The sequence below is a fragment of the Rhodococcus sp. 2G genome (genome assembly GCF_001886355.1).
Lineage (GTDB): Bacteria > Actinomycetota > Actinomycetes > Mycobacteriales > Mycobacteriaceae > Rhodococcus > Rhodococcus pyridinivorans.
In genome coordinates this window covers 3,194,218-3,217,871 of the sequence record NZ_CP018063.1, presented here as the reverse complement: position 1 = coordinate 3,217,871, position 23,654 = coordinate 3,194,218, and the positions used below count along the sequence as shown (strand labels likewise).

General features: G+C 67.7%; 26 protein-coding genes. 11 read left to right on the top strand and 15 right to left on the bottom strand.

All coding sequences use genetic code 11. The features are described 5' to 3' along the window. The first annotated feature begins 16 nt into the window (after positions 1-16). Positions 17-862: an SDR family oxidoreductase gene (locus tag BO226_RS15145; RefSeq protein WP_024101791.1), complete on the top strand. Its 846-nt coding sequence runs from the start codon at positions 17-19 to the stop codon at positions 860-862. Positions 863-899: 37 nt separating this feature from the next. Here the strand turns inward: BO226_RS15145 and BO226_RS15140 are convergent, their stop codons facing one another. Then, positions 900-1,190 carry a hypothetical protein gene (locus BO226_RS15140; RefSeq protein ID WP_019291132.1) on the bottom strand — a complete coding sequence of 97 codons (291 nt, stop codon included), beginning with the start codon at positions 1,188-1,190 and terminating at the stop codon, positions 900-902. Positions 1,191-1,371: 181 nt separating this feature from the next. Between BO226_RS15140 and BO226_RS15135 the strand changes: the two genes are divergently transcribed. From BO226_RS15135 to BO226_RS15120, 4 genes are all read left to right on the top strand, one after another. Next, complete coding sequence (locus BO226_RS15135) at positions 1,372-2,280, top strand: ABC transporter ATP-binding protein (protein ID WP_071935570.1); 909 nt, start codon at positions 1,372-1,374, stop codon at positions 2,278-2,280. Then, a complete protein-coding gene (locus BO226_RS15130) occupies positions 2,277-3,077 on the top strand; it encodes an ABC transporter permease (RefSeq protein ID WP_024101788.1) in 801 nt (266 codons plus the stop codon). Before BO226_RS15135 ends, BO226_RS15130 begins: the two co-directional genes overlap by 4 nt. Positions 3,078-3,103: 26 nt before the next feature. Beyond that, positions 3,104-4,339 carry a sensor histidine kinase gene (locus BO226_RS15125; protein ID WP_071936462.1) on the top strand — a complete coding sequence of 412 codons (1,236 nt, stop codon included), beginning with the start codon at positions 3,104-3,106 and terminating at the stop codon, positions 4,337-4,339. 68 nt (positions 4,340-4,407) lie between these two features. Further along, positions 4,408-4,974 (top strand): LuxR C-terminal-related transcriptional regulator, encoded by a 567-nt coding sequence (locus BO226_RS15120; protein WP_232238134.1) that lies wholly within the window; start codon positions 4,408-4,410, stop codon positions 4,972-4,974. A gap of 64 nt (positions 4,975-5,038) precedes the next feature. On the opposite strand, the gene BO226_RS15115 is transcribed toward BO226_RS15120, so the two are convergent. Further along, positions 5,039-5,698, bottom strand: coding sequence for a hemerythrin domain-containing protein (locus BO226_RS15115; protein WP_071936461.1), 660 nt, complete (start codon positions 5,696-5,698; stop codon positions 5,039-5,041). 148 nt (positions 5,699-5,846) lie between these two features. Continuing rightward, complete coding sequence (locus tag BO226_RS15110; protein WP_232237960.1) at positions 5,847-6,374, bottom strand: TetR/AcrR family transcriptional regulator C-terminal domain-containing protein; 528 nt, start codon at positions 6,372-6,374, stop codon at positions 5,847-5,849. 40 nt (positions 6,375-6,414) lie between these two features. On the opposite strand from BO226_RS15110, the gene lpdA reads away from it, so the two are divergent. Next, positions 6,415-7,818 carry a dihydrolipoyl dehydrogenase gene (lpdA, locus tag BO226_RS15105; RefSeq protein WP_006553599.1) on the top strand — a complete coding sequence of 468 codons (1,404 nt, stop codon included), beginning with the start codon at positions 6,415-6,417 and terminating at the stop codon, positions 7,816-7,818. Positions 7,819-7,892: 74 nt separating this feature from the next. Here lpdA and BO226_RS15100 read toward each other — a convergent pair whose 3' ends face one another. Beyond that, the gene (locus BO226_RS15100; protein WP_232237959.1) at positions 7,893-8,372 is read right to left on the bottom strand and encodes a transcriptional regulator; all 480 of its coding nucleotides are present in this window, start codon (positions 8,370-8,372) and stop codon (positions 7,893-7,895) included. Continuing rightward, the gene (locus BO226_RS28140) at positions 8,369-8,581 is read right to left on the bottom strand and encodes a hypothetical protein (RefSeq protein ID WP_232237958.1); all 213 of its coding nucleotides are present in this window, start codon (positions 8,579-8,581) and stop codon (positions 8,369-8,371) included. Before BO226_RS28140 ends, BO226_RS15100 begins: the two co-directional genes overlap by 4 nt. Positions 8,582-8,760: 179 nt before the next feature. On the opposite strand from BO226_RS28140, the gene BO226_RS15095 reads away from it, so the two are divergent. The 4 genes from BO226_RS15095 to BO226_RS15080 all read left to right on the top strand — a co-directional run bounded on the left by BO226_RS15095 (position 8,761) and on the right by BO226_RS15080 (position 12,536). Next, positions 8,761-9,573: a class I SAM-dependent methyltransferase gene (locus BO226_RS15095; protein ID WP_071935568.1), complete on the top strand. Its 813-nt coding sequence runs from the start codon at positions 8,761-8,763 to the stop codon at positions 9,571-9,573. Beyond that, on the top strand, positions 9,573-9,905 hold the full coding sequence (locus BO226_RS15090; RefSeq protein WP_071935567.1) for a cupin: 333 nt from the start codon (positions 9,573-9,575) through the stop codon (positions 9,903-9,905). The genes BO226_RS15095 and BO226_RS15090 overlap by 1 nt, the downstream gene beginning before the upstream one ends. A gap of 68 nt (positions 9,906-9,973) precedes the next feature. Next, positions 9,974-11,071, top strand: coding sequence for a ferredoxin reductase (locus BO226_RS15085; protein ID WP_071935566.1), 1,098 nt, complete (start codon positions 9,974-9,976; stop codon positions 11,069-11,071). A 28-nt stretch (positions 11,072-11,099) separates the two neighbouring features. Further along, on the top strand, positions 11,100-12,536 hold the full coding sequence (locus BO226_RS15080; RefSeq protein ID WP_071935565.1) for a fatty acid desaturase family protein: 1,437 nt from the start codon (positions 11,100-11,102) through the stop codon (positions 12,534-12,536). Positions 12,537-12,610: 74 nt separating this feature from the next. On the opposite strand, the gene atzF is transcribed toward BO226_RS15080, so the two are convergent. The 8 genes from atzF to urtA form a co-directional block, all read right to left on the bottom strand. Continuing rightward, entirely contained in the window at positions 12,611-14,335 is a 1,725-nt protein-coding gene (gene atzF, locus BO226_RS15075) for an allophanate hydrolase (protein ID WP_071935564.1), read from the bottom strand. 109 nt (positions 14,336-14,444) lie between these two features. Then, positions 14,445-14,975: a carboxymuconolactone decarboxylase family protein gene (locus BO226_RS15070; protein WP_071936460.1), complete on the bottom strand. Its 531-nt coding sequence runs from the start codon at positions 14,973-14,975 to the stop codon at positions 14,445-14,447. A gap of 54 nt (positions 14,976-15,029) precedes the next feature. Beyond that, positions 15,030-15,716, bottom strand: a complete 687-nt coding sequence (locus BO226_RS15065) for a GntR family transcriptional regulator (RefSeq protein WP_071935563.1) — start codon at positions 15,714-15,716, stop codon at positions 15,030-15,032. Continuing rightward, a complete protein-coding gene (urtE, locus tag BO226_RS15060; protein ID WP_024101776.1) occupies positions 15,716-16,408 on the bottom strand; it encodes an urea ABC transporter ATP-binding subunit UrtE in 693 nt (230 codons plus the stop codon). The genes BO226_RS15065 and urtE overlap by 1 nt, the downstream gene beginning before the upstream one ends. Next, positions 16,408-17,190, bottom strand: coding sequence for an urea ABC transporter ATP-binding protein UrtD (gene urtD / locus BO226_RS15055; protein WP_024101775.1), 783 nt, complete (start codon positions 17,188-17,190; stop codon positions 16,408-16,410). Before urtD ends, urtE begins: the two co-directional genes overlap by 1 nt. Continuing rightward, on the bottom strand, positions 17,187-18,323 hold the full coding sequence (urtC, locus tag BO226_RS15050; protein WP_071935562.1) for an urea ABC transporter permease subunit UrtC: 1,137 nt from the start codon (positions 18,321-18,323) through the stop codon (positions 17,187-17,189). The genes urtD and urtC overlap by 4 nt, the downstream gene beginning before the upstream one ends. After that, entirely contained in the window at positions 18,323-19,207 is an 885-nt protein-coding gene (gene urtB, locus BO226_RS15045; protein WP_006553586.1) for an urea ABC transporter permease subunit UrtB, read from the bottom strand. The genes urtC and urtB overlap by 1 nt, the downstream gene beginning before the upstream one ends. Positions 19,208-19,233: 26 nt before the next feature. Then, positions 19,234-20,508, bottom strand: a complete 1,275-nt coding sequence (gene urtA, locus BO226_RS15040; RefSeq protein ID WP_071935561.1) for an urea ABC transporter substrate-binding protein — start codon at positions 20,506-20,508, stop codon at positions 19,234-19,236. Between the two features lie 332 nt (positions 20,509-20,840). On the opposite strand from urtA, the gene BO226_RS15035 reads away from it, so the two are divergent. Further along, positions 20,841-21,734 (top strand): type IV toxin-antitoxin system AbiEi family antitoxin domain-containing protein, encoded by an 894-nt coding sequence (locus BO226_RS15035; RefSeq protein ID WP_039585434.1) that lies wholly within the window; start codon positions 20,841-20,843, stop codon positions 21,732-21,734. A 67-nt stretch (positions 21,735-21,801) separates the two neighbouring features. On the opposite strand, the gene BO226_RS15030 is transcribed toward BO226_RS15035, so the two are convergent. Beyond that, positions 21,802-22,203: a PPOX class F420-dependent oxidoreductase gene (locus tag BO226_RS15030; RefSeq protein ID WP_024101771.1), complete on the bottom strand. Its 402-nt coding sequence runs from the start codon at positions 22,201-22,203 to the stop codon at positions 21,802-21,804. Between the two features lie 19 nt (positions 22,204-22,222). Beyond that, positions 22,223-23,635: an acetate metabolism transcriptional regulator RamB gene (gene ramB, locus BO226_RS15025; protein WP_006553582.1), complete on the bottom strand. Its 1,413-nt coding sequence runs from the start codon at positions 23,633-23,635 to the stop codon at positions 22,223-22,225. Positions 23,636-23,654 lie beyond the last annotated feature (19 nt).

Here is a 23,654-nt window from a genome sequence, read left to right as displayed (position 1 = left end):
AACGATGGAGGGGCACATGGCGGCTTATGCGGTGACGGGTGCCGCGTCGGGAATGGGCCGGGCGAGCGCGGAGCGGCTGCGGGCCGCCGGGCACACGGTGATCGGCATCGACCTGAAGGACACCGAGGTCACGGCGGACCTATCCACTCCGGAGGGCCGTTCCCACGCCGTCCGGGCCACGCTCGAGCTGGCGGGCAGCCGCCTCGACGGTGCCGTGCTCGCCGCGGGCCTGGGCCCCACCCCCGGCAAGGAGAAGATCATCGCGCAGGTCAACGTGCGCGGCGTGATCGACCTGCTCGTCGGATGGCGAGCAGCTCTGGCCGCCTCCGCGAACAGCAAGGTCGTGGTGTTCGGATCCAATTCGACGACCACGACTCCCGGCGTGCCGAACTCGGCGGTGAAGGCCTTCCTCGCCGGCGACATGGACAAGGGCGTCGCGCACACCACCCGCATCTCGCAGGCGGGCCCGCCGTTCACCTATGCGGCGTCGAAGATCGCCGTGACCCGATGGGCGCGACGCGCCGCGGTCACCCCCGAGTGGGCGGGTGCCGGCATCCGCCTCAACATCCTCGCGCCCGGAGCGATCTCCACCCCGCTGCTCGACGCGCAACTCGAGAGCCCCCTCGGGAAGGTGGTGGAGAGCTTCCCCGTTCCGCTCGGGGGCTTCGGGAAGCCCGACGAGATCGCGCAGTGGGTCGAATTCATGCTGTCGCCGGCGGCGGACTTCATGACGGGCAGCGTCGTGGTGGTCGACGGCGGCACCGAGGCGTACTTCCGTCCCGACGACTGGCCGGTGCGGGTCCCGTTCCGGTCGATCCCGCGCTACCTGCTCGGCATGCGCAGGTTCGGGCGCCGCAAGTGAGGGTCCGCGCAGCGCGGACCCTCACCGCGCTCCCGTATCAGGCGAAGTAGTCGCCGAAACCGTAGATCGCGTCGAACGCGCTGGTGGGCAATACATCCACCGCGTTCACGCGGTAGGACGAGTACGAGTCCTGCATCAGGTCGCGCACGAACCGCAGGGCGTGGATCGCGTCGACGGCGTCGACGGTGATGATGAGCTGGGCGCGACCGTTGTCGCTGCGGCCCACCGCCCCGTGGTGCGGGACGATCGGTTCGATGAGGTCGACGGTCTCGTCGTCGGTCAGGAGATCGAGGTCGGCGTCGATTTCGATCATTGCGTTGTATTCCATGTGGGTTCTCCCGTGTCGAACACCCGAGCGGCCTCGCGCCGCGCGGGTTGATCTCGACGGGGAACACGCACGGCGACATCATGCCCGAGCCGGATGACCCTCGCCATCATCCGATCGGGGGACATCCGATCGAGACGGACGGACGATGTGCGGGACCGGTGCTCCGCGCGACGCTCGATGCATGCCGATCGTCGAAGTGAACAATCTGCACAAGTCGTACGGAGGTCGCGCCGTCGTGGACGGCGTGAGCTTCGAGATCCACGAAGGTGAGATCTTCGGGATGCTCGGTCCGAACGGGGCCGGGAAGACGACCTCCGTCGAACACATCTCGGGTCTGCGAAAACCCGATGAGGGCACCGTCCGCGTCGCCGGCCTCGACCCGGTCCGCGACCACCGGGCCGTCACCGAACTGCTCGGCACGCAGTTGCAGCAGAGTGAGCTGCAGCCGAAATTGACCGTGCGCGAGGCCCTCCGGTTGTACGCGGCCTTCTACGCCCGACCCGCGGACGGCGATGTGCTCGCCGAACGCCTCGGGCTCGGCCGCATGCTCGACACCCGGTTCACGAAACTGTCCGGGGGCCAGAAACAGCGGTTGTTCATCGCACTGGCACTCATCGGTTCACCGCGCGTCGTCGTCCTCGACGAACTCACCACCGGACTCGACCCGCGTGGGCGCCGTGACACCTGGGAACTGATCGAGGAGGTGCGTGATTCCGGCGTCACCGTCCTGCTCGTCACACATTTCATGGAAGAGGCACAACGCCTCTGCGACCGTGTCGCGGTCTTCGATTCCGGGCGCATCCGTGCGTTGGGGACGCCGGCCCAGCTGATCGGGCAGTCGTCCGCAGCGATCGTGGTCTCGTTCCACCCGTCCGGTCCGCTCGACCCCGCGCTCCTCGAAGCCCAGCCCGGCGTCGTCTCCGTGCACACCGCACGGGAACGGGTGGCCGTCGAAGGCAGTGAGGAGTCGATCCACGCGGTACTCGGCCTGTTGGCACGCCTCGGCGTCACGGCCGAACGCCTCCGCATCGCCGAAGCGACCCTCGACGACGCCTACCTCGATCTCACCGACACCAGGAGCACGTCATGACCGACCCGACCGTCCGCACCAGGCTCGTCGAGACGTCGACGACGAGCACCCCGGCGATGTCCGCATCGACCGCCGTTCTGCGTACCGAGGCACGACTGTTCACGCGGGAACCCGGGGCGCTCTTCTGGATCCTCGTCTTCCCCACGCTGTTGCTCGTGATCCTCGGCCTGATTCCCGGTTTCCGGGAACCGGATCCGGACCTCGGTGGTCTGCGGGTGATCGATCTGTACGTCCCCGTGGCGATCCTTCTCGCGATGATCGTGGCCGGTGTCCAGACGATGCCCGCGGTGTTGTCGTCGTACCGAGAACGGGGAATCCTCCGCAGGCTCGCCGTGACCCCGGCGAGTCCGTCGCACCTGCTGACCGCACAGATCGTGGTGCACGCGATCGCGGTCCTGGCGTCGGTGTTCCTCGCACTGATCGTCGGTCGGGCGGCCTTCGGAGTCGCCTTCCCCGCCCAGCCGTGGGGATACGCACTCGCGGTACTCGTCACTCTCGCTGCGGCACTGAGCGCGGGAGGGACACTGGCTGCGGTGGCACCGTCCGTGCGGATCGCCCAGACGCTGGGCACGATCGTGTTCTTCCCGTTGATGTTCAGTGCGGGCGTATGGCTTCCGGTGCAGGCGATGCCCGAGCTACTGCGACGGATCGTGGAGCTGACACCCTTCGGTGCCGCAGCGCAACTGCTCGACGAGACCGCCGCGGGCGGCCTGCCGAATCTCGGTGGCATCGCGGTCGTGGTGGGTTGGACCGTCGTCCTGACCGGCGTGGCGATCCGGTGGTTCCGTTGGCAGTGACGGCGTCGACCGTCATCCTGGAAGCCATGACGGCACCGACGACCACCGACGATCCGTGGCTTCGGACCTACAGATGGGCGCCGGTGGGGATGCTCGCGACCGGCACCGTCCTGTCCGTCGGCACCGCGACGTTGTTGATGAGTCCCGCCGAGCGGTACACGGCAGCGGTGCTCACCGCGGTGGCGGTGGGTCTGGAACTGTGGCGCGGTCGCCGCCGCCGGTCGATGCCGGAGGGCGACGCGGTCTACTACCTGCTCCGGTCCGCCCTGGCGTTCGTCCTGAGCTGGCTCAACCCGTTCTTCGCGATCTACGCGGCCTCCGGCTACTTCGATGCCCACGCGATGCTGCCGGACCGCTGGATCCGGTTCGGGCTGATCGTCACCGCCGTGACGGTGGCGGGTTCGCAGGCGGGTGGTCTGCCGCCGGACGACACGACGATGTGGATCGCGTTCGGGCTCCTCGTCGTGCTCAACGCCTCGATCTCCATGCTGATGATGAGGCTCGCCGAACGCGACGAGCAGCGAAGTCTCGAACGGCTCGCTGCGATCACCGAACTCGAACGCACCAACGTCCGACTCGAGAACGCGCTGTCCGAGAACCAGGCCCTGCACGCGCAGCTGCTGGTGCATGCCCGGGAAGCGGGGATCGACGACGAGCGCCGCCGGCTCGCCGCGGAGATCCACGACACCCTCGCCCAGGGCCTGGCCGGGATCGTCACGCAGTTGCAGGCGGCACAGGACACCGCCGATCCGGAGGCGGCGCGGCGCCACGTCGAGAGGGCCACGAACCTTGCGCGACGCAGCCTCGGTGATGCCCGCCGCTCGGTGCGCAATCTCGCTCCCGAGGCACTCGAGCACCGCACGCTCGACGACGCGCTGGCCCACGAGGTGGAGAGATGGTCGGCCGAACACGGGATCCGGGTCGATCTTACGGTCACGGGCACCACCGAACCGTTGCACGACGACATCGGCGTGACGTTGTTCCGCATCACCCAGGAGGCCCTCGCGAACGTCGCCAAGCATTCCTCCGCACACCGTGCCGGTGTCACGGTGTCCTATATGGACGACGAAGTGAGTGTGGACATCCGGGACGACGGATGCGGTTTCGATCCGTGCGCGACACCGGGCGACGGATTCGGGTTGCGGGGCATGCAGTCCCGTGCCGACCGGATCGCCGGCGTCGTGGACGTCGAGTCCGAACCGGGTGTGGGGACCGCGGTCTCGGTGCGGGTGCCGCTGATCAGGGCCGGGAGGATGTCGTGACCGACGCGGACGAGATCACCGTGCTGATCGTCGACGACCACCCCGTCGTGCGGGACGGCCTGCGCGGAATGTTCGCCGCATCCCCGGAATTCGACGTGATCGGGGAGGCCGCCTCCGGTCCGGAGGCCGTGACCCTCACGCTCGAACTCGACCCCGACGTGGTGCTCATGGACCTGCGGATGCCGGGAGGCGGGGGAGTGCAGGCGATCACCGAACTCGTCGCGCGAGGTGCGCGCAGTCGCGTCCTGGTGCTGACGACCTACGACACGGACGCCGACACCGTGCCTGCGATCGAGGCCGGCGCGACCGGCTACCTGCTCAAGGACGCTCTGCGCGACGACCTGTTCGCCGGGGTGCGGGCCGCGGCGGAGGGACGGACCGTCTTGTCGCCGGTGGTCGCGTCGCGGTTGATGAACCACATGCGGACACCGACCGCCCCGCAGGCGCTCAGCGCCCGGGAGCGTGAGGTGCTGGCGCTCGTCGCGAAGGGCACCTCGAACCGGGCCATCGCCCAGGAGCTGTTCATCAGCGAGGCGACCGTGAAGACCCACCTGACCCACGTCTTCGCGAAGCTCGAGGTGAAGGACAGGGCGGCCGCGGTCGCAGTCGCCTACGACCGCGGGATCCTGGGTTAGCCGAACAGCAGGGTTAGCCGAACAGCAGGGTCAGCCGAACGGCAGGGTCAGCCGAACAGCAGGGTCAGCCGAACACCGCACGCTCGCGGCGTCGTTGCCGACGGGAGAAGACCGCGACCATCAGTCGCACCGGAAGGGGCAGTTCGCGGCGGACCCGCTCGGTCTCGTCCTCGGTCATCACGGCGAAGAAGCGGGTGAGGTCGAAGTCGGCCCGGCCACCGCGCTGGGCGTCCTTCTCGAACCGCTGCCACGCGTCGGCGGAGACGCGCCCGGTGATGAGCGGGAAGACCGTTCTCTCCTCGTCCGCGATGTGCTCGTGGAGGTGCTCACTCAGCGTGCGGAGGGTGCGTGCGAAGCCGGCCACTGCCGCGGGGTCGGGGAGCCCGCGGGTGAATTCGCCGAGTTCGTCGAGGAGCGGGTCGAGTTCGTCGTGGTCGTCGGTGAGTTCGGTGAAGTCGACGTGGGGTCCGGCCGACGCGGTGATCAGCGGCCAGAGTGCGAGGTCCTCCACGTTGTGATGGTGGTAGAGACTCGCGACGAACAGTCCGACATAGTCGGCGGTCGCCGCGTAGCGGGCCCTGTCGAAGCTCGACGGATCTGCGAGCATCCGGTCCGCCAGTTCGCGGAGCCGGGTGACGTCGCGGAGGATCACGCGGTGCGCGAGCCGCATTCCGAGCAGGTCGTCGTCGGTGGTGAGGCGCGGGGTGAGGGATGCGGAAGTCATGTCGGTAGCGTGCGCGGCCGGACTTGGAACCGGCTTGGTGCCGAGCGGGCGCCGGAGATCGTCGCGCACCAAGTGGTCGCCAAGAATGTCTCCGCGCGCTCGGTCCGTGATCATCACTCCGGCGCTTGCAGGGAGCCGGCAGCTGATGTCAGCGGGTCGGCGCGATGCCGAACAGGAGCGCGTCGATGCCGGCGCGGAACGCACGGTCGTTCGCATCGGATCCGTCGTCCGCACCGCTGCGGCTGTCCGCATCTGCGACATCACCTGCGGATCCTCCGGCGGACGCGCCGGTCATCAGGGCGGTGAGATGCGGGTAGTCGCCGTGCTCGAGCATTGCGCCGATGTGCGCGGCTCCGCCGCCGGCCGCCCCTGCAGACATCCCGGCGGCCTCCTGCGCGGCGAAGTTGGTGACCCACCCCGACAGGAGGGCGACTCCGGTCATCGTCGCGGTCGGGTCGAGTCCGGCGGGGGCGAGGGCGCCGACGAGGTGGTCGAGATACCGCATCGAGTTCGGGCCGAGCGTCGATGCCGTGACCTGGCTCAGCCAGGGATGCCGGCGGTGGATTGCGCGGGACTGTTCGGCGACGTCGAGTACGTCGGCGCGCGCGTCACCGGTCAGCGGAGCGAAGCGGTACTCGGCGCCGGCCCGGTAGCTACCGGCCGGTAACCGGACCATCGGCAGACACCGGAATCGGGCGGGACTACCCTGTATATCCGTGACCTCACACTATGACGTCGTTGTCCTCGGAGCCGGTCCCGGTGGGTACGTCGCTGCTATCCGCGCGGCACAGCTGGGACTGAGCACCGCCATCATCGAGCAGAAGTACTGGGGTGGTGTCTGCCTGAACGTCGGCTGCATCCCCTCGAAGGCACTTCTCCGCAACGCCGAGCTGGCACATCTCTTCAACAAAGAGGCCAAGACCTTCGGCATCTCGGGAGACGTGTCCTTCGACTTCGGTGCCGCCTACGACCGCAGCCGCAAGGTCGCGGACGGGCGCACCAAGGGCGTGCACTTCCTCATGAAGAAGAACAAGATCACCGAATACGACGGTAAGGGCTCGTTCGTCGACGCCAAGACCATCGAGGTGACCCTCACCAAGGGCGGCACCGAACAGGTGACCTTCGACAACGTCATCATCGCCACCGGCTCCGTCACCAAGCTGCTGCCGGGCACCGAGCTCAGCGACAACGTCGTCACCTACGAGGAGCAGATCCTCACCCGCGACCTCCCCGAGTCCATCGTCATCGTCGGTGCCGGTGCCATCGGCATGGAGTTCGGCTACGTCCTGAAGAACTACGGGGTCGACGTCACCATCGTCGAGTTCCTCGACCGCGCACTGCCCAACGAGGACGCCGACGTCTCCAAGGAGATCGCCAAGGCGTACAAGAAGCTCGGCATCACCATCAAGACCGGTGCCGCGGTGCAGAAGATCTCGGACGACGGTTCGAAGGTGACCGTCGAGATCAAGGACAACAAGTCCGGCAACGTCGAGACCGTCACGGTCGACAAGGTGCTGCAGTCGGTCGGCTTCGCCCCGCGCGTCGAGGGCTACGGCCTCGAGAACACCGGCGTCGAGCTCACCGACCGCGGTGCCATCGCGATCGACGAGCGCATGCGCACCAACGTCAAGGGCATCTACGCCATCGGCGACGTCACCGCGAAGCTTCAGCTCGCGCACGTCGCGGAGGCGCAGGCCGTGGTCGCGGCCGAGACCATCGGCGGTGCCGAGACCCTCGAGCTCGGCGACTACCGCATGATGCCGCGTGCGACCTTCTGCCAGCCGCAGGTCGCCTCCTTCGGTCTCACCGAGGAGCAGGCGAAGGCCGAGGGCTACGACGTGAAGGTCGCGACCTTCCCGTTCACCGCCAACGGCAAGGCGCACGGTCTGGGCGATCCCAACGGCTTCGTCAAGCTCATCGCCGACAAGACCCACGGTGAGCTCATCGGCGGCCACCTCATCGGCCCCGACGTCTCGGAGCTGCTGCCCGAGCTGACCCTGGCCCAGAAGTGGGACCTCACGGTCAACGAGCTCGCGCGCAACGTCCACACGCACCCGACTCTGAGCGAGGCGCTGCAGGAGGCCATCCACGGTCTCGCAGGACACATGATCAACTTCTGAGGATGCGGGGCCGACCCGAGGCCCCGCGTTCACCCTTCTTCCGTGTGGGCGGATCCCCGCTCGGATGTACCGGCTCAGCCCGTGACGACTCGACCGTCGTCGCGGGCTGACGTCGTTCCGCCCTTCTCCGGGCGCAGCACCGGCTGCACGAGACAGTTACCGTCCTGCGGGTCGGGCCGGACGTCGACGGCGTAGCGGCTGCGCAGCAGGTCGGCGTGGTCGTCGAGGACACGCTGGATCAATCCGCGTTGGATGCCGTGCACCACTTCGGGATTCGTGCGGGCGATCTCCGCGAGCGGGCACGTGCACAACGTGAGGCTGTGGGTGCCGAAGGCGTTCGTCGCGCTCTGCGTCTCGAAACCCAACTGCTGCAGGGCGTCGATGACGAGCGTGCCGGCGTCGACGGTCGGCGCGGGTGCGAGGGCGAGGGCGAGGGCGAGCATGCCCGCCCAGTCCGAGCCCACCTCGAACGCCTTGTCCTCGCGCTCGGTGGGGGTGCCCCCGATCCGCGCGGCGAGCAGCGCGACGAGATCGGTGTAGGACGGTTCCTTCACCGCGACGTAGCCGAGGCGCGGGCGCCCGACCCGCTCGGTCGGAAGTTGCCGGGTGCGGACGAGACCTTCCTCCCCGAGGCCGCGAGATGGAAGCGGACGGTCGTGACGTGCAGGTCGAGCGTGGCGGCGAGATGATGGGCGTCGACCGGGCCCGAGGACTCCCGCAACAGGCCGAGAATCCGCTCGAGTTGCTTCACCCGCCGTGCCAAGTCCGCTCTCCCGTCGCGCCCGCGGTGACTCTCAGGTGAGGGTCACCTTACTAAAAGGAGGAAAATCCTCTATAGTCGGCGCCATGGAGGCGACAACCGACGCACCGTCCACGTTACGACCGGTCCGGAGAGCCTCGGAACCGTAGCCACCCTTGCCCTCGCGATAAGGAGTGCAGAACATGGCGGACAAGCACGCATCGGAAGACGCTCTCCCCCTTGCGGGTAGGGACACCGCCCACCTGCCGGGACACTGGCTGCTCGCCCGCCTGGGCAAGCGTGTGCTGCGGCCCGGCGGTAAGGAACTGACGGCACGCGTGCTCGCCGACGCGAGGTTGCGTGGCGCGGACGTCGTCGAGTTCGCGCCCGGCCTCGGCCGGACGGCGCAGGAGATCCTCGCGTACTCGCCCGGCAGCTACACCGGAGTCGAATCCGACGAGACGGCAGCCGAACTGACGCGCAAGGCCATCGCCGGCGGAGGCAGTGTGGTCAGCGGCGAGGCGTCGAAGACCGGACTCGACGACGAGGTCGCCGACGTCGTGGTCGGCGAGGCGATGCTGACCATGCAGACCGACAGGCACAAGGCGGAGATCGTGCAGGAGGCCCGTCGGGTGCTCCGTGTGGGCGGCCGGTACGCCATCCACGAACTCGCGATCGAACCCGACAAGGTCGATGACGAGGTCAAGACCGAGATCCGCACGTCGCTCGCGCGCTCGATCAAGGTCAACGCCCGCCCGCTCACCGCGGCGGAATGGCGGACCCTGTTCGAGGAGAACGGATTCGAGGTCGAGAAGATCGGCTTCGCTCCCATGGCGCTGCTCGAACCCAAGCGCATCCTCGCCGACGAGGGCCTGCCCGGCACCCTGAAGTTCGTTCGCAACGTCCTTCGCGACTCCGACGCCCGCAGCCGGGTGCTCCAGATGCGGTCGACGTTCACGAAGTACAAGAAGCATCTGGTCGCGATCGAGATCGTCGCCACGAAGAAGGAAGCGTGATGAGTACACAGCAGGTCGAGGGCAAGCTCACCCGTATCGAGGGGCTCGCGGAGCTCAACGCGGGCGAGGGGAGCGGACCACGCATCGAGAAGCTCGCGGCGGTCACCGGTGCCACCGTGGTACGTCTGTCCTTCGTCGCCGGGCAGACGATGGAGGACCACAAGGCCGGCGCTCCGATCCTCGTGCAGGCCGTCACCGGCGACATCTCGTTCAGCACCGCCGACGAGACCGTGTCGCTCGTACCGGGTACCGCCGTCCACGTCGACGCCGGCATCGTGCACCGCCTCGTCGCGAACGCCGATTCCGTGGTGCAGCTGACGATCCTGCGCTGAGCTGTCACCGATCCCACATCGGCGACGAATGTGCACGTGAGGTGTGCGCGCCCGCGTAGTGTTGCGCCATGGCGGAACGCGGCGCTCGCCCACACGTGCACCCGGTTCGGAGATGGTTGCTGCGAACGGTGCGGCACCTGTTCACACCTCTGCGGCCCGACGACTATCTCGAGATGATCAACCCGCTCTGGACGACCCGCGAACTGCGCGGTCGTGTGGAGCGGGTCGTCCCCGAGGGCGGCGACGCCGCATCGGTGCTCATCCGCCCGGCCTACGAGTGGCGCGGTCACGAGCCGGGCCAGTACGTGCGGCTCGGGGTGGTCATCGACGGGGTCTACCACTGGCGCGCGTACTCGCTCACCTCCGACCCCGATCCGGTCGACGGGCTCATCAGCGTCACACCCAAACTCGTCGAGAACGGCGTGGTCTCGCCGTACCTGGTCCGCAAACTCGAGCCCGGCGACATCGTCCGCCTCGGTGAGGTCGAGGGCGTGTTCACCCTGCCCGACCCGCTGCCCGCGAAGATGCTGTTCATCAGCGCGGGCAGCGGGATCACCCCGATCATGAGCATGCTGCGCAGCCTCGACCACCGCGACCGCATCGACGACGTCGTCGTCGTGCATTCCGCCCACACCGAGGACGAGGTGATCTTCGGCTCGACCCTGCGCGACCTCGACGAGCGGCATCCCGGAATGCGTCTCGAGCTGTGGCTCAGCGGCGACCGCGGCCGCATCACCCCCGACGACCTCGGCGATCTGTGCCCCGACTGGCGCGAACGCGACGCTTTCTGCTCGGGCCCGCGCGACCTGCTCGACGCCCTCGAAGAACACTGGGACGAACACGGTGATCCCGAAAGATTCCACCTCGAACGTTTCCAGCCGATCATCGGTAGGAATGCCGGGAGCGGCGAGGGCGGCACCATCCACTTCCTCGACAGCGAGAAAGAGGTGGAGTGCGACGGGGGAACACCCATCCTGGTCGCAGGCGAGAACGCCGGCCTGAAGTTGCCATACGGCTGCCGTATCGGCATCTGCCACACGTGCGTCGGAACGCTGAAATCCGGGCAACTCCGGGACCTGCGGACCGACGAGGTGAGCGAGCCCACCGGGGCTGCGGTGCGTACCTGCATCCACACCGCGGAGGGTGACATCGAAATAGAACTGTGAAGCAACCGGCTTCGAAGCAGGGGGCGTCGTGACGAGAAGCATCGACAGGACCGACACCGGGACGCGGGAACCACACAGTCCGCTCGCGCGTCTGAGCGACGACGATCTCGAGCAGATCGCCAAGGAGTTCGACGCCATCCACGACGAGGTGTACTCGAGTCTCGGCGACAAGGACCGGCAGTACATCAAGAACGTCATCGCCGCGCAACGGCAGTTGGTCGTCGCGGGGCGGTTACTGCTCTTCGCGTCGTCGTACAAGCCCGCCTGGGTGGCCGGGACAGCCTGTCTCGGAGTGGCGAAGATCCTCGAGAACATGGAGATCGGCCACAACGTCATGCACGGCCAGTGGGACTGGATGAACGATCCGGACATCCACTCGTCGGTGTGGGACTGGGACACCGCCTCCACCGCGGAGGCGTGGAAGCACTCGCACAACTACATCCACCACACGTTCACGAACATCCGCGGCCTCGACAAGGATCTCGGCTACGAGATCATGCGGATCGACCCGCACCAGAAGTGGCACCCCGTCTACCTGGCGCAACCTCTCTACAACGCGCTGCTCACCGTGCTCTTCGAATGGGGTGCGGCGCTGCACGACCTCGACCTCGAGGCGTTGTGGGCCGGCGAGAAGTCGACCGGTCAGGTGATCGAGGAGCTGAAGGGCATCTTCGGCAAGGCCCGCGCGCAGTTCGTCAAGGACTACGTCGGCTGGCCGCTGGTGAGCGCCGCGCTGTTCGGTCTCGCGCAGGTCGCGCTGCAGGGCCGGTTGCCCCAGCCGAAGACCTCGCGTCTGGGCCGGCGACTGCGGTCGATGAGCAAGGGACCGATGGGCAAGGGCCGGTCCGAAAAGTTTCGTACCGCAGCCCATCTCGCCGACCGGTATCTGCCCGGTGTCGAGAAGACCTTCCTCGCGACGGTTCTCGCCGACATCACGGCCAACATCATCCGCAACGTGTGGGCGCACGCGATCATCTTCTGCGGGCACTTCCCGGACCAGACCTATACCTTCTCGAAGAAGGAGGTCGAGAACGAGTCGCGTGGAGGGTGGTACGTGCGGCAGCTCGTCGGCGCCGCGAACATCGAAGGCACCCCGCTGTTCCACATCCTCAGCGGCAATCTCGGCTACCAGGTGGAGCATCACCTGTTCCCCGACATGCCGAGCACCCGTTACGCGGAGGTCGCGCCGATGGTCAAGGACATCTGCGAGCGTTACGAACTGCCCTACAACTCGGGGCGATTGGGCAAGCAGTGGTTCATGGTGCACCGCACGATCGCCCGGCTCGCCTTCCCGGGCGGCAAGCCCCGTCCGAAGCCCGGACCGTATCGTCGTTCGCAGGACCCCACCGGCGGTCCCGTTCCCAGCGAGGCCGCACGGTTCCGCGACCGTCTGCCCGCCGACCATCCCGACGCCGGACCAGAACACGAGGGCGGCGGCGTGAAGGTCGATCCGCCACCCCGCTGATCACGTCGTCCGGTGTGCAGTTGTCGTCGACGATGCGCGAATTCGCCGATGAGAACTGCACTCCGGAGCCGGGGTCAGGACGCCCGGTATGCCTTCCAGCCGCCGAACTCGGTGATGTCCACCGCGTCGGCGGCTGCGTCCTGCGTGCAGCCGAAGCCGACGACCCACCGTCCGTCCGCCAGTTCGACACTCGTCAACGTCATCGGGGCGGGCAGCGCGGCGAGGAACCGACCCAGTCCGGCCTCCGACAACCGGAACAGTTCACCGACGATGGCGGCGCCCTCGCCCGGTGCGTGACGCACCAGGCCCGGCTTCGGCGGCGTCGTGTTCAACGCGGCGAGGCGGTACGCGTCGGAGGTGTACACCTCCTCGACGAAGCGCGCCCCGAGATCCTCGAGCTGGAAGTGCAGCGGCTGACCGCGCAGGTGCGCTCCGAAGACCGCGAGTTCGACGCCGGACTCGACCACGCGCGGTGCGTCCACACCGTTCAGCGCGGCCGCGACGTCCACGGCCACCTGGTCGCCGAAGGCCGGGACCACGACCATGACCCCGAACGGCTCACCGGCCGGTGTCGGCGCACCGGGCACCGCCACCGCCGTCATGTCCAGCAGGTTGCAGAAGTTGGTGTAGGTGCCCATCCGACGATTGATGGCGATCGGATCGGCCTGCACCGCGGCGATCGTCGGGTGTTCCGTCGTCGTCGGGAGCAGCAACCCGTCGAACCCGGCGAGCAGTTCACGCGCGAACGCCTTCACGTGAATGAGGGTGTCGAGATCCTCGACGAGTTCGTAGGCGGCAGGCTTCTTCGCGCCGGCGACGATCGCGGCGACCGTGGGATCGGCACCCTCCGGTGCCGTCGACAGGAACTCGCCGACGGCCGCGTAGCGCTGGGCCACCACGGCACCGTCGTAGAGAAGCAGGGCAGCATCGAGCAGCGGTGAGATGACCACCTCCGCGATCTCGATGCCGGATTCGCGTGCCGCGGTCACCGTGCGGGCGAAGGCGTCGCGGTACTCCTCACACAACGCTTCGAGATCCTCGGCGCGCGGCACCGCGACGCGCAGAGTGTTCGGCGCGGCGAGTCGTACATCCGCGGGCCAGGTCCTGCTGCGCGGGTCGCGGGGTTCGGGTCCGGCCATGATCCGGACCGCGGTCGCCGCCAGGTCGAGCGACGTCGCGAAGACCGTGAGGCAGTCGTAGTCGACGCAGGCCGGGACCACGCCGTGCGCCGGGATGACGCCGAGAGTGGCCTTGATGCCGACGATTCCGTGCAGCGCGGCGGGTACCCGTCCCGAACCGGCCGTGTCGGTGCCCAGCCCGATGTCGGCGATGCCGAGCGCCACCGCGGCCGCCGAACCGGAACTCGAACCGCCCGAGACCTTCTCGGGATCCCACGCGCACCGCACCGCCCCGTACGGGCTGCGGGTGCCGACGAGACCGGTGGCGAACTGGTCGAGGTTGGTCTTACCCAGCACGACGGCGCCGGCGGCGACCAGACGCTCGACACCCGAAGCGGTTTCCTCCGGGACGTACGCGAACTCGGGACATGCCGCAGTGGTCGGGATTCCCGCGACGTCCACGTTGTCCTTGACCGCCACGACCAGACCGGCGAAGGGAAGGGACTCACCGGCGGCGACCCGTGCGTCCACTTCGGCGGCGTCGGCGAGAAGATCGTCGGCGCTGCGCAGCGTGATCCACACCTCGGGTCGATCCACCTCGTCGATGCGGCCCAGTGCGGCACGAACGCGATCGGTGGCGGACACCCTCACCGGGGAGACGGGCGCCGCAGCTGTATACATCTTTGTGGACATGGCTGTATACGCTATGGACCAGCAATGACGCTGCTGTGACGTTGTGTAACAGCCTTGTTAGGATCGCGCCGAACCGATGCCCGCCGGTGCGGACGGATCAGAAGTCGCGTTCGATCCGCAGCACACCGATGGTTGTGGCAAGGGCGTCGTACTGCGTGACCAGCAGACAGAACTCGATGAGCCTGCGGTCGTCGTAGAACTGCGCGAGCGACGCCCACGTCTCGTCGGACAGATTTTTCGTCGCCACGAGTTCGTCGACGGCGGCGAGAAGAGCGCAGTGCCTTGCCTGCCAGCCGGGAGCGTCGGGTCCGGCGACGATACGCTCGCGCACCTCGTCGGTGATGCCGGCACGGCGACCCAGGCGGGTGTGGTGGTCGAATTCGTAACCGCACTCGCGCAGATGCGCGACGCGCAGGATCACCATCTCCGCTTCGAACCGGCCGAGACGGCCGAACGGCATGAGCATGCCGGCATAGTGCAACCACCCGCGGAACAGTCGTCCGGTGCGGCCGAGGGTGCTGAACAGGTGGGCGTCCGAGGTGCCGCCGGCGGCGGACAGGGCCTTCCATGTCACCCAGTTGATCGGGCCGAGCTCCTTGAAACGTCCGGGCGGGATGCGGGGTGTCATGAGCGCCAGTGTGCCGCACCGGACCCGTCCGGTCACGTGACACGACCGGAAGTGTCAGTCTCGGACGGCCCGGGCCATCCGCGCGAAGGCGCGTGCCTCCTCGGCCCGGCGCACGACCACCGATCGCGAGGTGTCGATGTGGGCGAGCAGCAGGTCGTGGGCGTCGTCGAGCTTGTCGGCGAGAACCAGCTCGGCGACCTCGATGTGCTCGTCGACGGTCGCGACGATGCGGTCGGGGGTCAGATAGTCGAACATCCGCACCGGGCGCACCTTGGCGTTCACCGAGGCCAGCGCGTCACACAGGGCACGGTTGCCGGAGGCGGCGAGCAACGTCATGTGGAAGCGCTCGTCGAGCGTGACGAAGCCGGCATCGGGCTCGGGCGGATCCTCGCGGATCTCATACCAGCGGTCGAGCTCGGGACCGAGGACGTCGGGATCGTGCCGCACCGACTCGCCGCCGAGTGCGCGGCGAATCCCGCGCAGCTCCAGGGTGGTCCGCAGTTCGTACAGGTCCGCGAGGTCGTCGAAGCGCGGACGGTAGGGGTACAGCCCCTGGTCGCGGCGTTCGACGAGCCCGTCGGAGACCAGTCGGGCGAGGGCCTCGCGTACCGGCGTGCGCGACACCTCGTACTGCTCGGCGAGGCGTTCTTCACTGAGTCGTTCGTCGGGGGAGGGGGTCCCGGACATCAGACGATCGCGCAGGGCCTTGTAGACCCTCTCGCGCCGTGTGTCGGCGGCCATCAGATTGCCATCGCCGCACGGACGGTGGAGGCGGCGTCGACACCACCGTCACCCGTCGAGGTGATGCGCCCGGATTCGAGGACGTAGTAGTGCAGGGCGTTGTCGAGGGCGAAACCGATGTGCTGTTCGACGAGCAGCACCCCGAGGTCGCCGCTGCGGCCGAGTTCGACGATGGTGTTCTCGATCTCGGCGACCACCGACGGCTGGATGCCTTCGGTGGGCTCGTCGAGGATCAGCATGCGCGGCTCGGTGATCAGCGCGCGGGCGATGGCAAGTTGCTGGCGCTGACCGCCGGAGAGCAGGCCGGCGCGGCGGTCGAGTAGCGGGACGAGGGCGGGGAACAGGTCGAGCATGTCGGTGACCAACTGCCGGCCGTTGCGGCGCGTGTCGGCGACGACCTGCAGGTTTTCCCGGCAGGTGAGCTGACCGAAGGACTGTTGCCCCTGCGGGACGTAGGCCAGGCCGCGGGCGACGCGGGCAGATGGTCGCAGCGAGGTGATGTCGTCACCGTCGAAGAGGATCTTTCCCTTGGTGACGGGCAGCAGGCCGACGGCGGCGCGCAGCAGTGTGGTCTTGCCGGCACCGTTGTGGCCCATGACCGCGACGGTCTTGCCGGTCGGCACGGTCAGGGAGATGCCGTGCAGGATCTCGGTGCGACCGTAACCGGCGCGGACGTCGACGAGTTCGAGCATCATGCCTCCTGAGCAGCGGTGGCGGTCCCGAGGTAGACCTGCTGGACCTGCGGGTCGTTCTGGACCTGGTCGACGGTGCCGTCGGCGATGACCTTGCCGCGGGCGAGGACGGTGACGGAGGTGGCGAAGGCGCGCATGAAGTCCATGTCGTGCTCGACGACGACCACCGTGCGCTGCGCGCCGATGCGGCGCAGCAGCTGCCCGGTCTCCTCGCGTTCGTCGCCGCTCATTCCGGCGACGGGTTCGTCGAGGAGCAGCACGTCGGCGTTCTGCACGAGCAGCATGCCGATCTCGAGCCACTGCTTCTGCCCGTGGGCGAGGATGCCCGCGGGGGTGTCGCGGTGGGCGGTCAGGCCGATCGTCTCGAGTGTTTCCTCGATCTCGGGCAGAACGTTGTTGCGGCGGCGCAGCAACTGCCACGGGGAGCGGCTCGCGCCGGCGGCGATGTCGAGGTTCTGCAGAACGGACAGTTCCTCGAAGACCGAGGCGGTCTGGAAGGTGCGGCCGACACCGAGGCGCGCGATCTTGTGGGTCTTCTTGCCGAGCAGTTCGACGCCGGATTTGGTGATCGAGCCGGTCGCTGGGACCAGGCCGGTGACGGCGTCGACGAGGGTGGTCTTGCCGGCGCCGTTGGGGCCGATGAGGAACCGCAGGTCGCCTTGGAGGAGGGTGAGGTCGACGCCGTCGACGGCGGTGAAGCCGTCGAAGGTGACACGCAGGTCGCGGATCTCGAGGTAGTCGCTGCTCATTCCGGCGTTGCCGCCGTAGACGGGTTTGCTCATCGCACGGGCTCCATCTCGGGAAGGTCGGCGGGCTCGGGTTCGGTCGGGGGTGTGGGTTCGGTCGGGGTGGTGCGGCGGCGCCGGCGGAGCAGGGTGATGACTCCGGCGAGGCCGGCGGGGAAGAAGCCGACGACGACGATGAACAGCAGGCCCTGCGCGTAGGTCCAGGCCGACGGGAAGTTCTCCGACAGGGTGGTCTGTGCCCACGCCACGCCCACCGCGCCGAGGACCGGGCCGAGCAGGGTGGTGCGTCCGCCGATGGCGACACCGATGAGGAACGCAATCGACGGGACGATGCCGACGTCGGCGGGGGAGATGATGCCGACGATGGGCACGAACATCGCCCCGGCGATGCCGGCGAAGAAGGCCGCGACGGTGTAGGCGGCCACCTTGATCAGGGCGGGGTCGTAGCCCAGGAAGCGGACCCGCTCCTCCTGGTCGCGCACGGCGACGAGCAGTTCGCCGTAGCGGGACTGCATGAGCTGGCGGGTCGCGGCGACGACGAGCAGCAGGATCGCGGCGACGATGAAGAACAGCATCCGCTTGTTGACCGGATCGGACAGGTCGTAGCCGAAGAAGGTGCGGAAACGGTTGAGGCCGTTGGATCCTCCGGTGGACTGCTGGCCGATGAGCAGGATCGCGAAGGCGGCGGCCAGTGCCTGGGAGAGGATGGCGAAGTAGGCGCCCTTGACGCGGCGGGCGAACACACCGAAGCCGAGCAGGGCGGCGAGCAGGGCCGGCACGATCAGGATCGCCAGCAGCGTGACGGCGGGGGAGGCGAACGGGGTCCAGTAGGCGGGTAGTTCCCGGATGCCCGCGATCTGCATGAAGTCCGGGACTGTGTCGCCGCGGAGCTGCGCGTCGGAGATCTTCAAGTGCATGGCCATGATGTAGGCGCCGAGGCCGAAGAAGACACCCTGGCCGAGGGTGAGCATGCCACCGCGGCCCCAGGCCAGGCCGATGCCGACGGCGACGATCGCGAAGCACAGGAACTTGCCGAGCAGGCCGAGCCGGAAATCGGAGAGGACGGCGGGGGCGAGACCGAACAGGACGATCGCGGCGATCGCGAATCCGCCTGCTGTGCGTACGGGTCCGGGTCGGGTGAAGGTGCGGGTCGAGAAGGTCGCGGGCATCAGACCAGGCTCCTCGTCTTGACGGCGAACAGGCCCTGCGGACGGACCTGCAGGAAGATCACGATGAGCACGAACACGATGACCTTCGCGATCGACGCGGTCGTGGAGTACTCGATGAACGAATTGAGCAGGCCCAGTGCGACGGCCGCGAGCACGGCGCCCTCGATGCGGCCGAGACCGCCGATGACGACCACGAGGAAGGCGTCGATGAGGTACGACTGGCCGATGGTCGGGCTGGTCGAGCCGATGAGTGTCAGGGCCACACCAGCGAGGCCGGCCAGGCCCGAGCCGAGGAAGAAGGTCGTGATGTCGGTGCGGCGCGACGAGATGCCCACCGTCTCGGCGAGATCGCGGTTCTGCACCACGGCCCGGATCCGTCGTCCCATCGGGGTGTACTTCATCGACGCGATCAGGGCGACCACGCAGACCACGGCGAGGGCGAGGATGAACAGGCGGGTCTTCGGGACCACCGCCCCGAAGATCTCCACACCACCGGAGAGCCAGGACGGTGCGACGACGTTGACGGCGGGGGCGCCGAAGATGTCGCGGGCGGCCTGCTGCAGCAGCAGGCCCACACCGAAGGTCACCAGCAGGGTGTCGAGCGGGCGGTGGTACATGCGGCGGATGAGGGTGACCTCGAGGATCACACCCATCACGCCGCCCACCAGGAAGCCGACGAGCAGGGAGACGAACAGGGACATCCCGGCCGAGGAGATCACCTGCTGCACGACGAAGGCGGTGTAGCTGCCGGCCATGATGAATTCGCCGTGGGCCATGTTGATCACGCCCATCTGGCCGAACGTCAGCGACAGCCCCAGTGCTGCCAGCAACAGGATCGATCCGATACTCAATCCTGTGAAGAGCTGTCCTACAAGGACATCCATGTCGTCTCCCTCTTCGGCTTCCGTGCTCAGTTACCGGACAGGCCCGACGCCCAGTCGTAGGACTCGAGGTACGGGTCGGGCTCGATGGCGCCGTCGGACTCCCAGACGGTGTAGATCAGGCCGTCGCCGCGGATCTCACCGATGCGAGCGGTCTTGGTGATGTGGTGGTTGTCACCATCGATCGTGACGGTGCCCTCGGGGGCGTCGAAGGTCACGCCGTCGGCGGCTTCGACGACGTCGTCGACCTCGAAGGACTCGGCCTTCTCGACGGTGTTCTTCCACAGGTAGACCGAGGTGTAGGCGGCCTCCATGGGATCGGAGGTCGGCTTGTTGGCGCCGTACTTCGCCTTGTACGCCTCGACGAACGAGGTGTTCTCGGGGGAGTCGACGGTCTGGTAGTAGTTCCACGCGGTGAGCTGGTCCTCGATGTTCTGCGCGCCGATGCCGCCCACCTCCTCTTCGGCGATGGACACCGACACGACCGGCATGTCCTTCGCGTTGAGGCCGGCGTTGGTGTACTCGCGGAAGAACGCGACGTTGGAGTCGCCGTTGAGTGTGTTGAACACCGCGTCGGCGTCGGCGGTGCGCACCTTGTTGACGATGGTGGAGAAGTCGGTGGAACCGAGCGGGGTGTAGTCCTCACCCTTGATCTCGATGTCGTTGGCCTCGGCGTACGCCTTGATGATGCGGTTGGCGGTCTGCGGGAAGACGTAGTCGCTACCGACGAGGTAGAGCGACTTCACGCCCTGTTCCTTCAGGTAGTCCAGGGCCGGCACGATCTGCTGGTTGGTGGTCGCGCCGGTGTAGAAGATGTTCGATGACGACTCGAGGCCCTCGTACTGGACGGGGTAGTACAGCAGCGCGTTGCGGTCCTCGAAGACCGGCAGCATCGCCTTGCGACTCGACGATGTCCAGCCACCGAACACCGCTGCGACGCAGTCGGATCCGATGAGCTTTTCGGCCTTCTCCGCGAACACCGTCGGTTCGGATGCGCCGTCCTCGGAGACGATCTCGATCTGCTTGCCGAGCACACCGCCGTCGGCGTTGATCTCCTCGACGGCCAGCGCGATCGAGTCGCGGACGGTGACCTCGGAGATCGCCATCGTGCCCGACAGGGAGTTGAGCGAGCCGACCTTGACGGTGTCGCCCGAGGTGTCGACGCACGACGCAGCACCGGAGGCGGCCGTGCTGCCCTCGTCACCTGCGCGGCTTCCGCAGGCGGACAGCACGAGTCCGACTGCGACGAGTGCTGCGGGGGCCGCGATGGCGCGGGTGGCGAGCCTGGACCTGACAACAGACATGTAGAGCCCTTCCTTCGAAGGTGTGGCCTGAGGGGACCCCGGTGTATCCGGGAGGCGTATACAGCGCTGTATCCGTGAGGCCACACAGTAGAAGGGAGTTGTTGCGCGGGAATATCTTCCGGTCACGGTCTCGTGACACAGATTTCGTGGGCGTTACAAAGTGCGCACAAGCATCAGCTACGACCTTCGCTATCCGCTACGGCAATCGCTGCGGCGGATAGCTGACGGTGTAGCGAACTGTTTGTCCACAGGTGGCGAGATCATCCACAGGCGACGCGAATACCGGTGTTCGCACCGCGTCTGCACCACGACGATCGGGCACGGTTGTCCGCATGCGACCGACACCTTTCCTGCGGACCACCGCTCTCGCTTCCGGGATGACCGACTCCGAGATCCGTCGTGCGGTACGCGCCGGTGAACTCGAGCGACTCGAACCCGGCGTCTACCTCCACCGCGACGACTCCCTCGACGAACTCGATCGCTATCGCGTGCGCGTGCGATCCGTCGGGGCAGTGCTCGCGCCCGGCACGGTGATCAGCCACGAGTCCGCCGCCGTCCTGCACGGGCTCGCCCTGTGGAAGCCGGATCTCACGCGGGTCCACGTCACCCGCGGCAGATCGGGTGGTGGTCGGAGGAACGCGAACCGTCACCTGCACGTCGCCCCTCTGCGTCCTCACGACCTGTCGGAGGTCGCGGGCATAGCGTGCACCTCGCTCGCCCGGACCGTCGTGGATCTCGCCTGCACACTCGACTTCGACGAAGCCGTGATCGCGGGTGATTGTGCTGCGGCTCGTGATGCCGAGTTCGGCTCCGCGTTGCTCTGTTGTCTCGACGAGTCCGGGCCGCGTAGGGGTATCGCCGCGGCGCGACGCGTGGCTGCATTTCTCGACGGTCGCAGCGAGAGTCCGGGAGAATCGCTGAGTCGCATCCGGATGCATCAGGCCGGCATGCCCGCACCGACGCTCCAGAAGGAGATACGAACACCCGACGGGCAGTTCGTCGCCCGGGTCGACTTCCTCTGGGAGGACGAAGGAGTCGTCGGTGAGTTCGACGGGATGGGCAAGTACGACGAGGGAGGCGTCGAGGCCCTACGGAACGAGAAGCGACGGGAGGACGCCCTGCGCGACCTCGGCTTCGAAGTGGTCAGGTGGACGTGGCCCGAACTGTCCCGGTTCGACGTCGTCCTCGCTCGCTTCGACCGTGCCGTCGCCCGTGCGTGGCGGTAACCGCTACCGTCCCAGCTATGTGCCGCATCTGCTTCCGCTGCGGATGGCAAACAAGCGAGCGGATGCGTCAGATGGGGTCGAGGACCGAGCCCATCACGCGCTCGACTGCGATCTCGATGACGACGCGGCGGGGGTTGGGGCGGGGTTCGCGGTAGCGGGCGGCGTAGCGACGCTCGCCCTCGCGGACGTCGGCCGGCTCGCGCGTAACGCGGGCCGGGCCCTCGAGGGTGAGCCAGCGACCGCCGTCGACCTGGCTCACCACCGCGTAACCCCCGCGCTCGACGTTGAGGGTCTTCTGGGAGCCCTCGAAGGTGATGACGCGGGCGAGGCCGGCCTCGCCGTCCCACGTGAACCCGACGGCGACGACGTGCGGCGAGCCGTCCTTGCGGAGGGTCGTGAGCGTCGCGAGGTGGTACTCGGACAGGAACTCGAGTGCCTTCGCGCCTATCGAGTCGGGGGTGCGTGCCATGCGACGAGCCTACCGACGCTCAGCGCACCAGATACGGCGAGACCGACGAGCGGTGCTCGTTGATGTCGATCTCCTTGCCCAGGGGAGGGAAGGCGCGCTGCGGGCAGTTCATCCGCTCGCACACGCGGCAACCCGAGCCGATCGGCGTGCCGGGATTGGACTCGTCGAGGTCGAGACCGTCGGCATAGACGAGGCGATGCGCGTGCCGCAGTTCGCAGCCGAGACCGATCGCGAACGTCTTCGACGGCTGGCCGTAACGCGCGGCGCGACGCTCGACCGTGCGCGCGACCCACAGATAGCGACGACCGTCGGGCATCTGCGCGATCTGCGTCATGATCTTGCCGGGATAGGCGAAGGTCTCGTATACGTTCCACAACGGGCACGTGCCACCGCTGGTGGAGAAGTGGAAACCGGTGGCGGACTGACGCTTCGACATGTTGCCCGCGCGGTCGACGCGCACGAACGAGAACGGGACGCCCCGCAGCTTCGGACGTTGGAGTGTCGACAGCCGGTGCGCGATCGTCTCGTAGCTGACGCCGTAGAAGGCCGACAGGCGTTCGACGTCGTAGCGGAAGTCCTCTGCGATCTCGTGGAACTGCGTGTACGGCAGGATCAGTGCGGCCGCCCAGTAGTTGGCGAGCCCGAGCCGGGCCAGCGCGCGTGAGGCATCGCTCGTGAACGAACCCTCCGCGACGAGGCGGTCGATGAGCTCTCCACACTCCAGGTACGCGAGTTCGATGGCCAGCTTGAAGACCTGCTGCCCGCCGGACAGCTGCGGCGCGACCTCCAGGACACGGGTCTCGGGGTCGTAGCGGTGAAGGATGTTCTCGCCGAGGTCGATGCGCTTGACGATCTGCACATCGTGGACCGTGGTCATGCGGCGAGCGATCTCGCCCCCCACGTCGCCGCGGTGGAACCGGATGCGGTTGGCCAGCTCCTCGGCCGCGGTGTCGAGATCGTGCAGGTAGTTCTGCCGCTGGTAGAAGTAGTCGCGGACCTCCTCGTGGGGCATGGTGATCGCACCGCTGCCGCTGCCGTCGCTGTACCTCTCCTCGGTCGCGACGGCGAGCTGCGCGGTGGTGTTGCGGAAGCGCCGGTGGAGATTGACCATCGCGCGCGCCAGAGTGGGGTGGGCTGCGACCATCTCGGCGATCTCCTGGGCGTCGGCCTCGATGCCCATCTCCCGGTCGAGCGCGACCTCCCGCATCTCCGCGATCAGACGGGTGTCGTCCTGCGAGGAGAAGAAGGTGGCGTCGACCCCGAAGACCTCGCTGATCCGGAGCAGGACGGGCACCGTCAGCGGCCTGACGTCGTGCTCGATCTGGTTGAGATAACTCGCCGAGATCTCGAGGGTCTTGGCGAGCGCGGCCTGGCTGAGTCCTCGCTCGGTGCGTAGCTGCCGCAGCCGGGCGCCTACATAGGTCTTGGCCATTCGCCCAGGGTAGAACTGC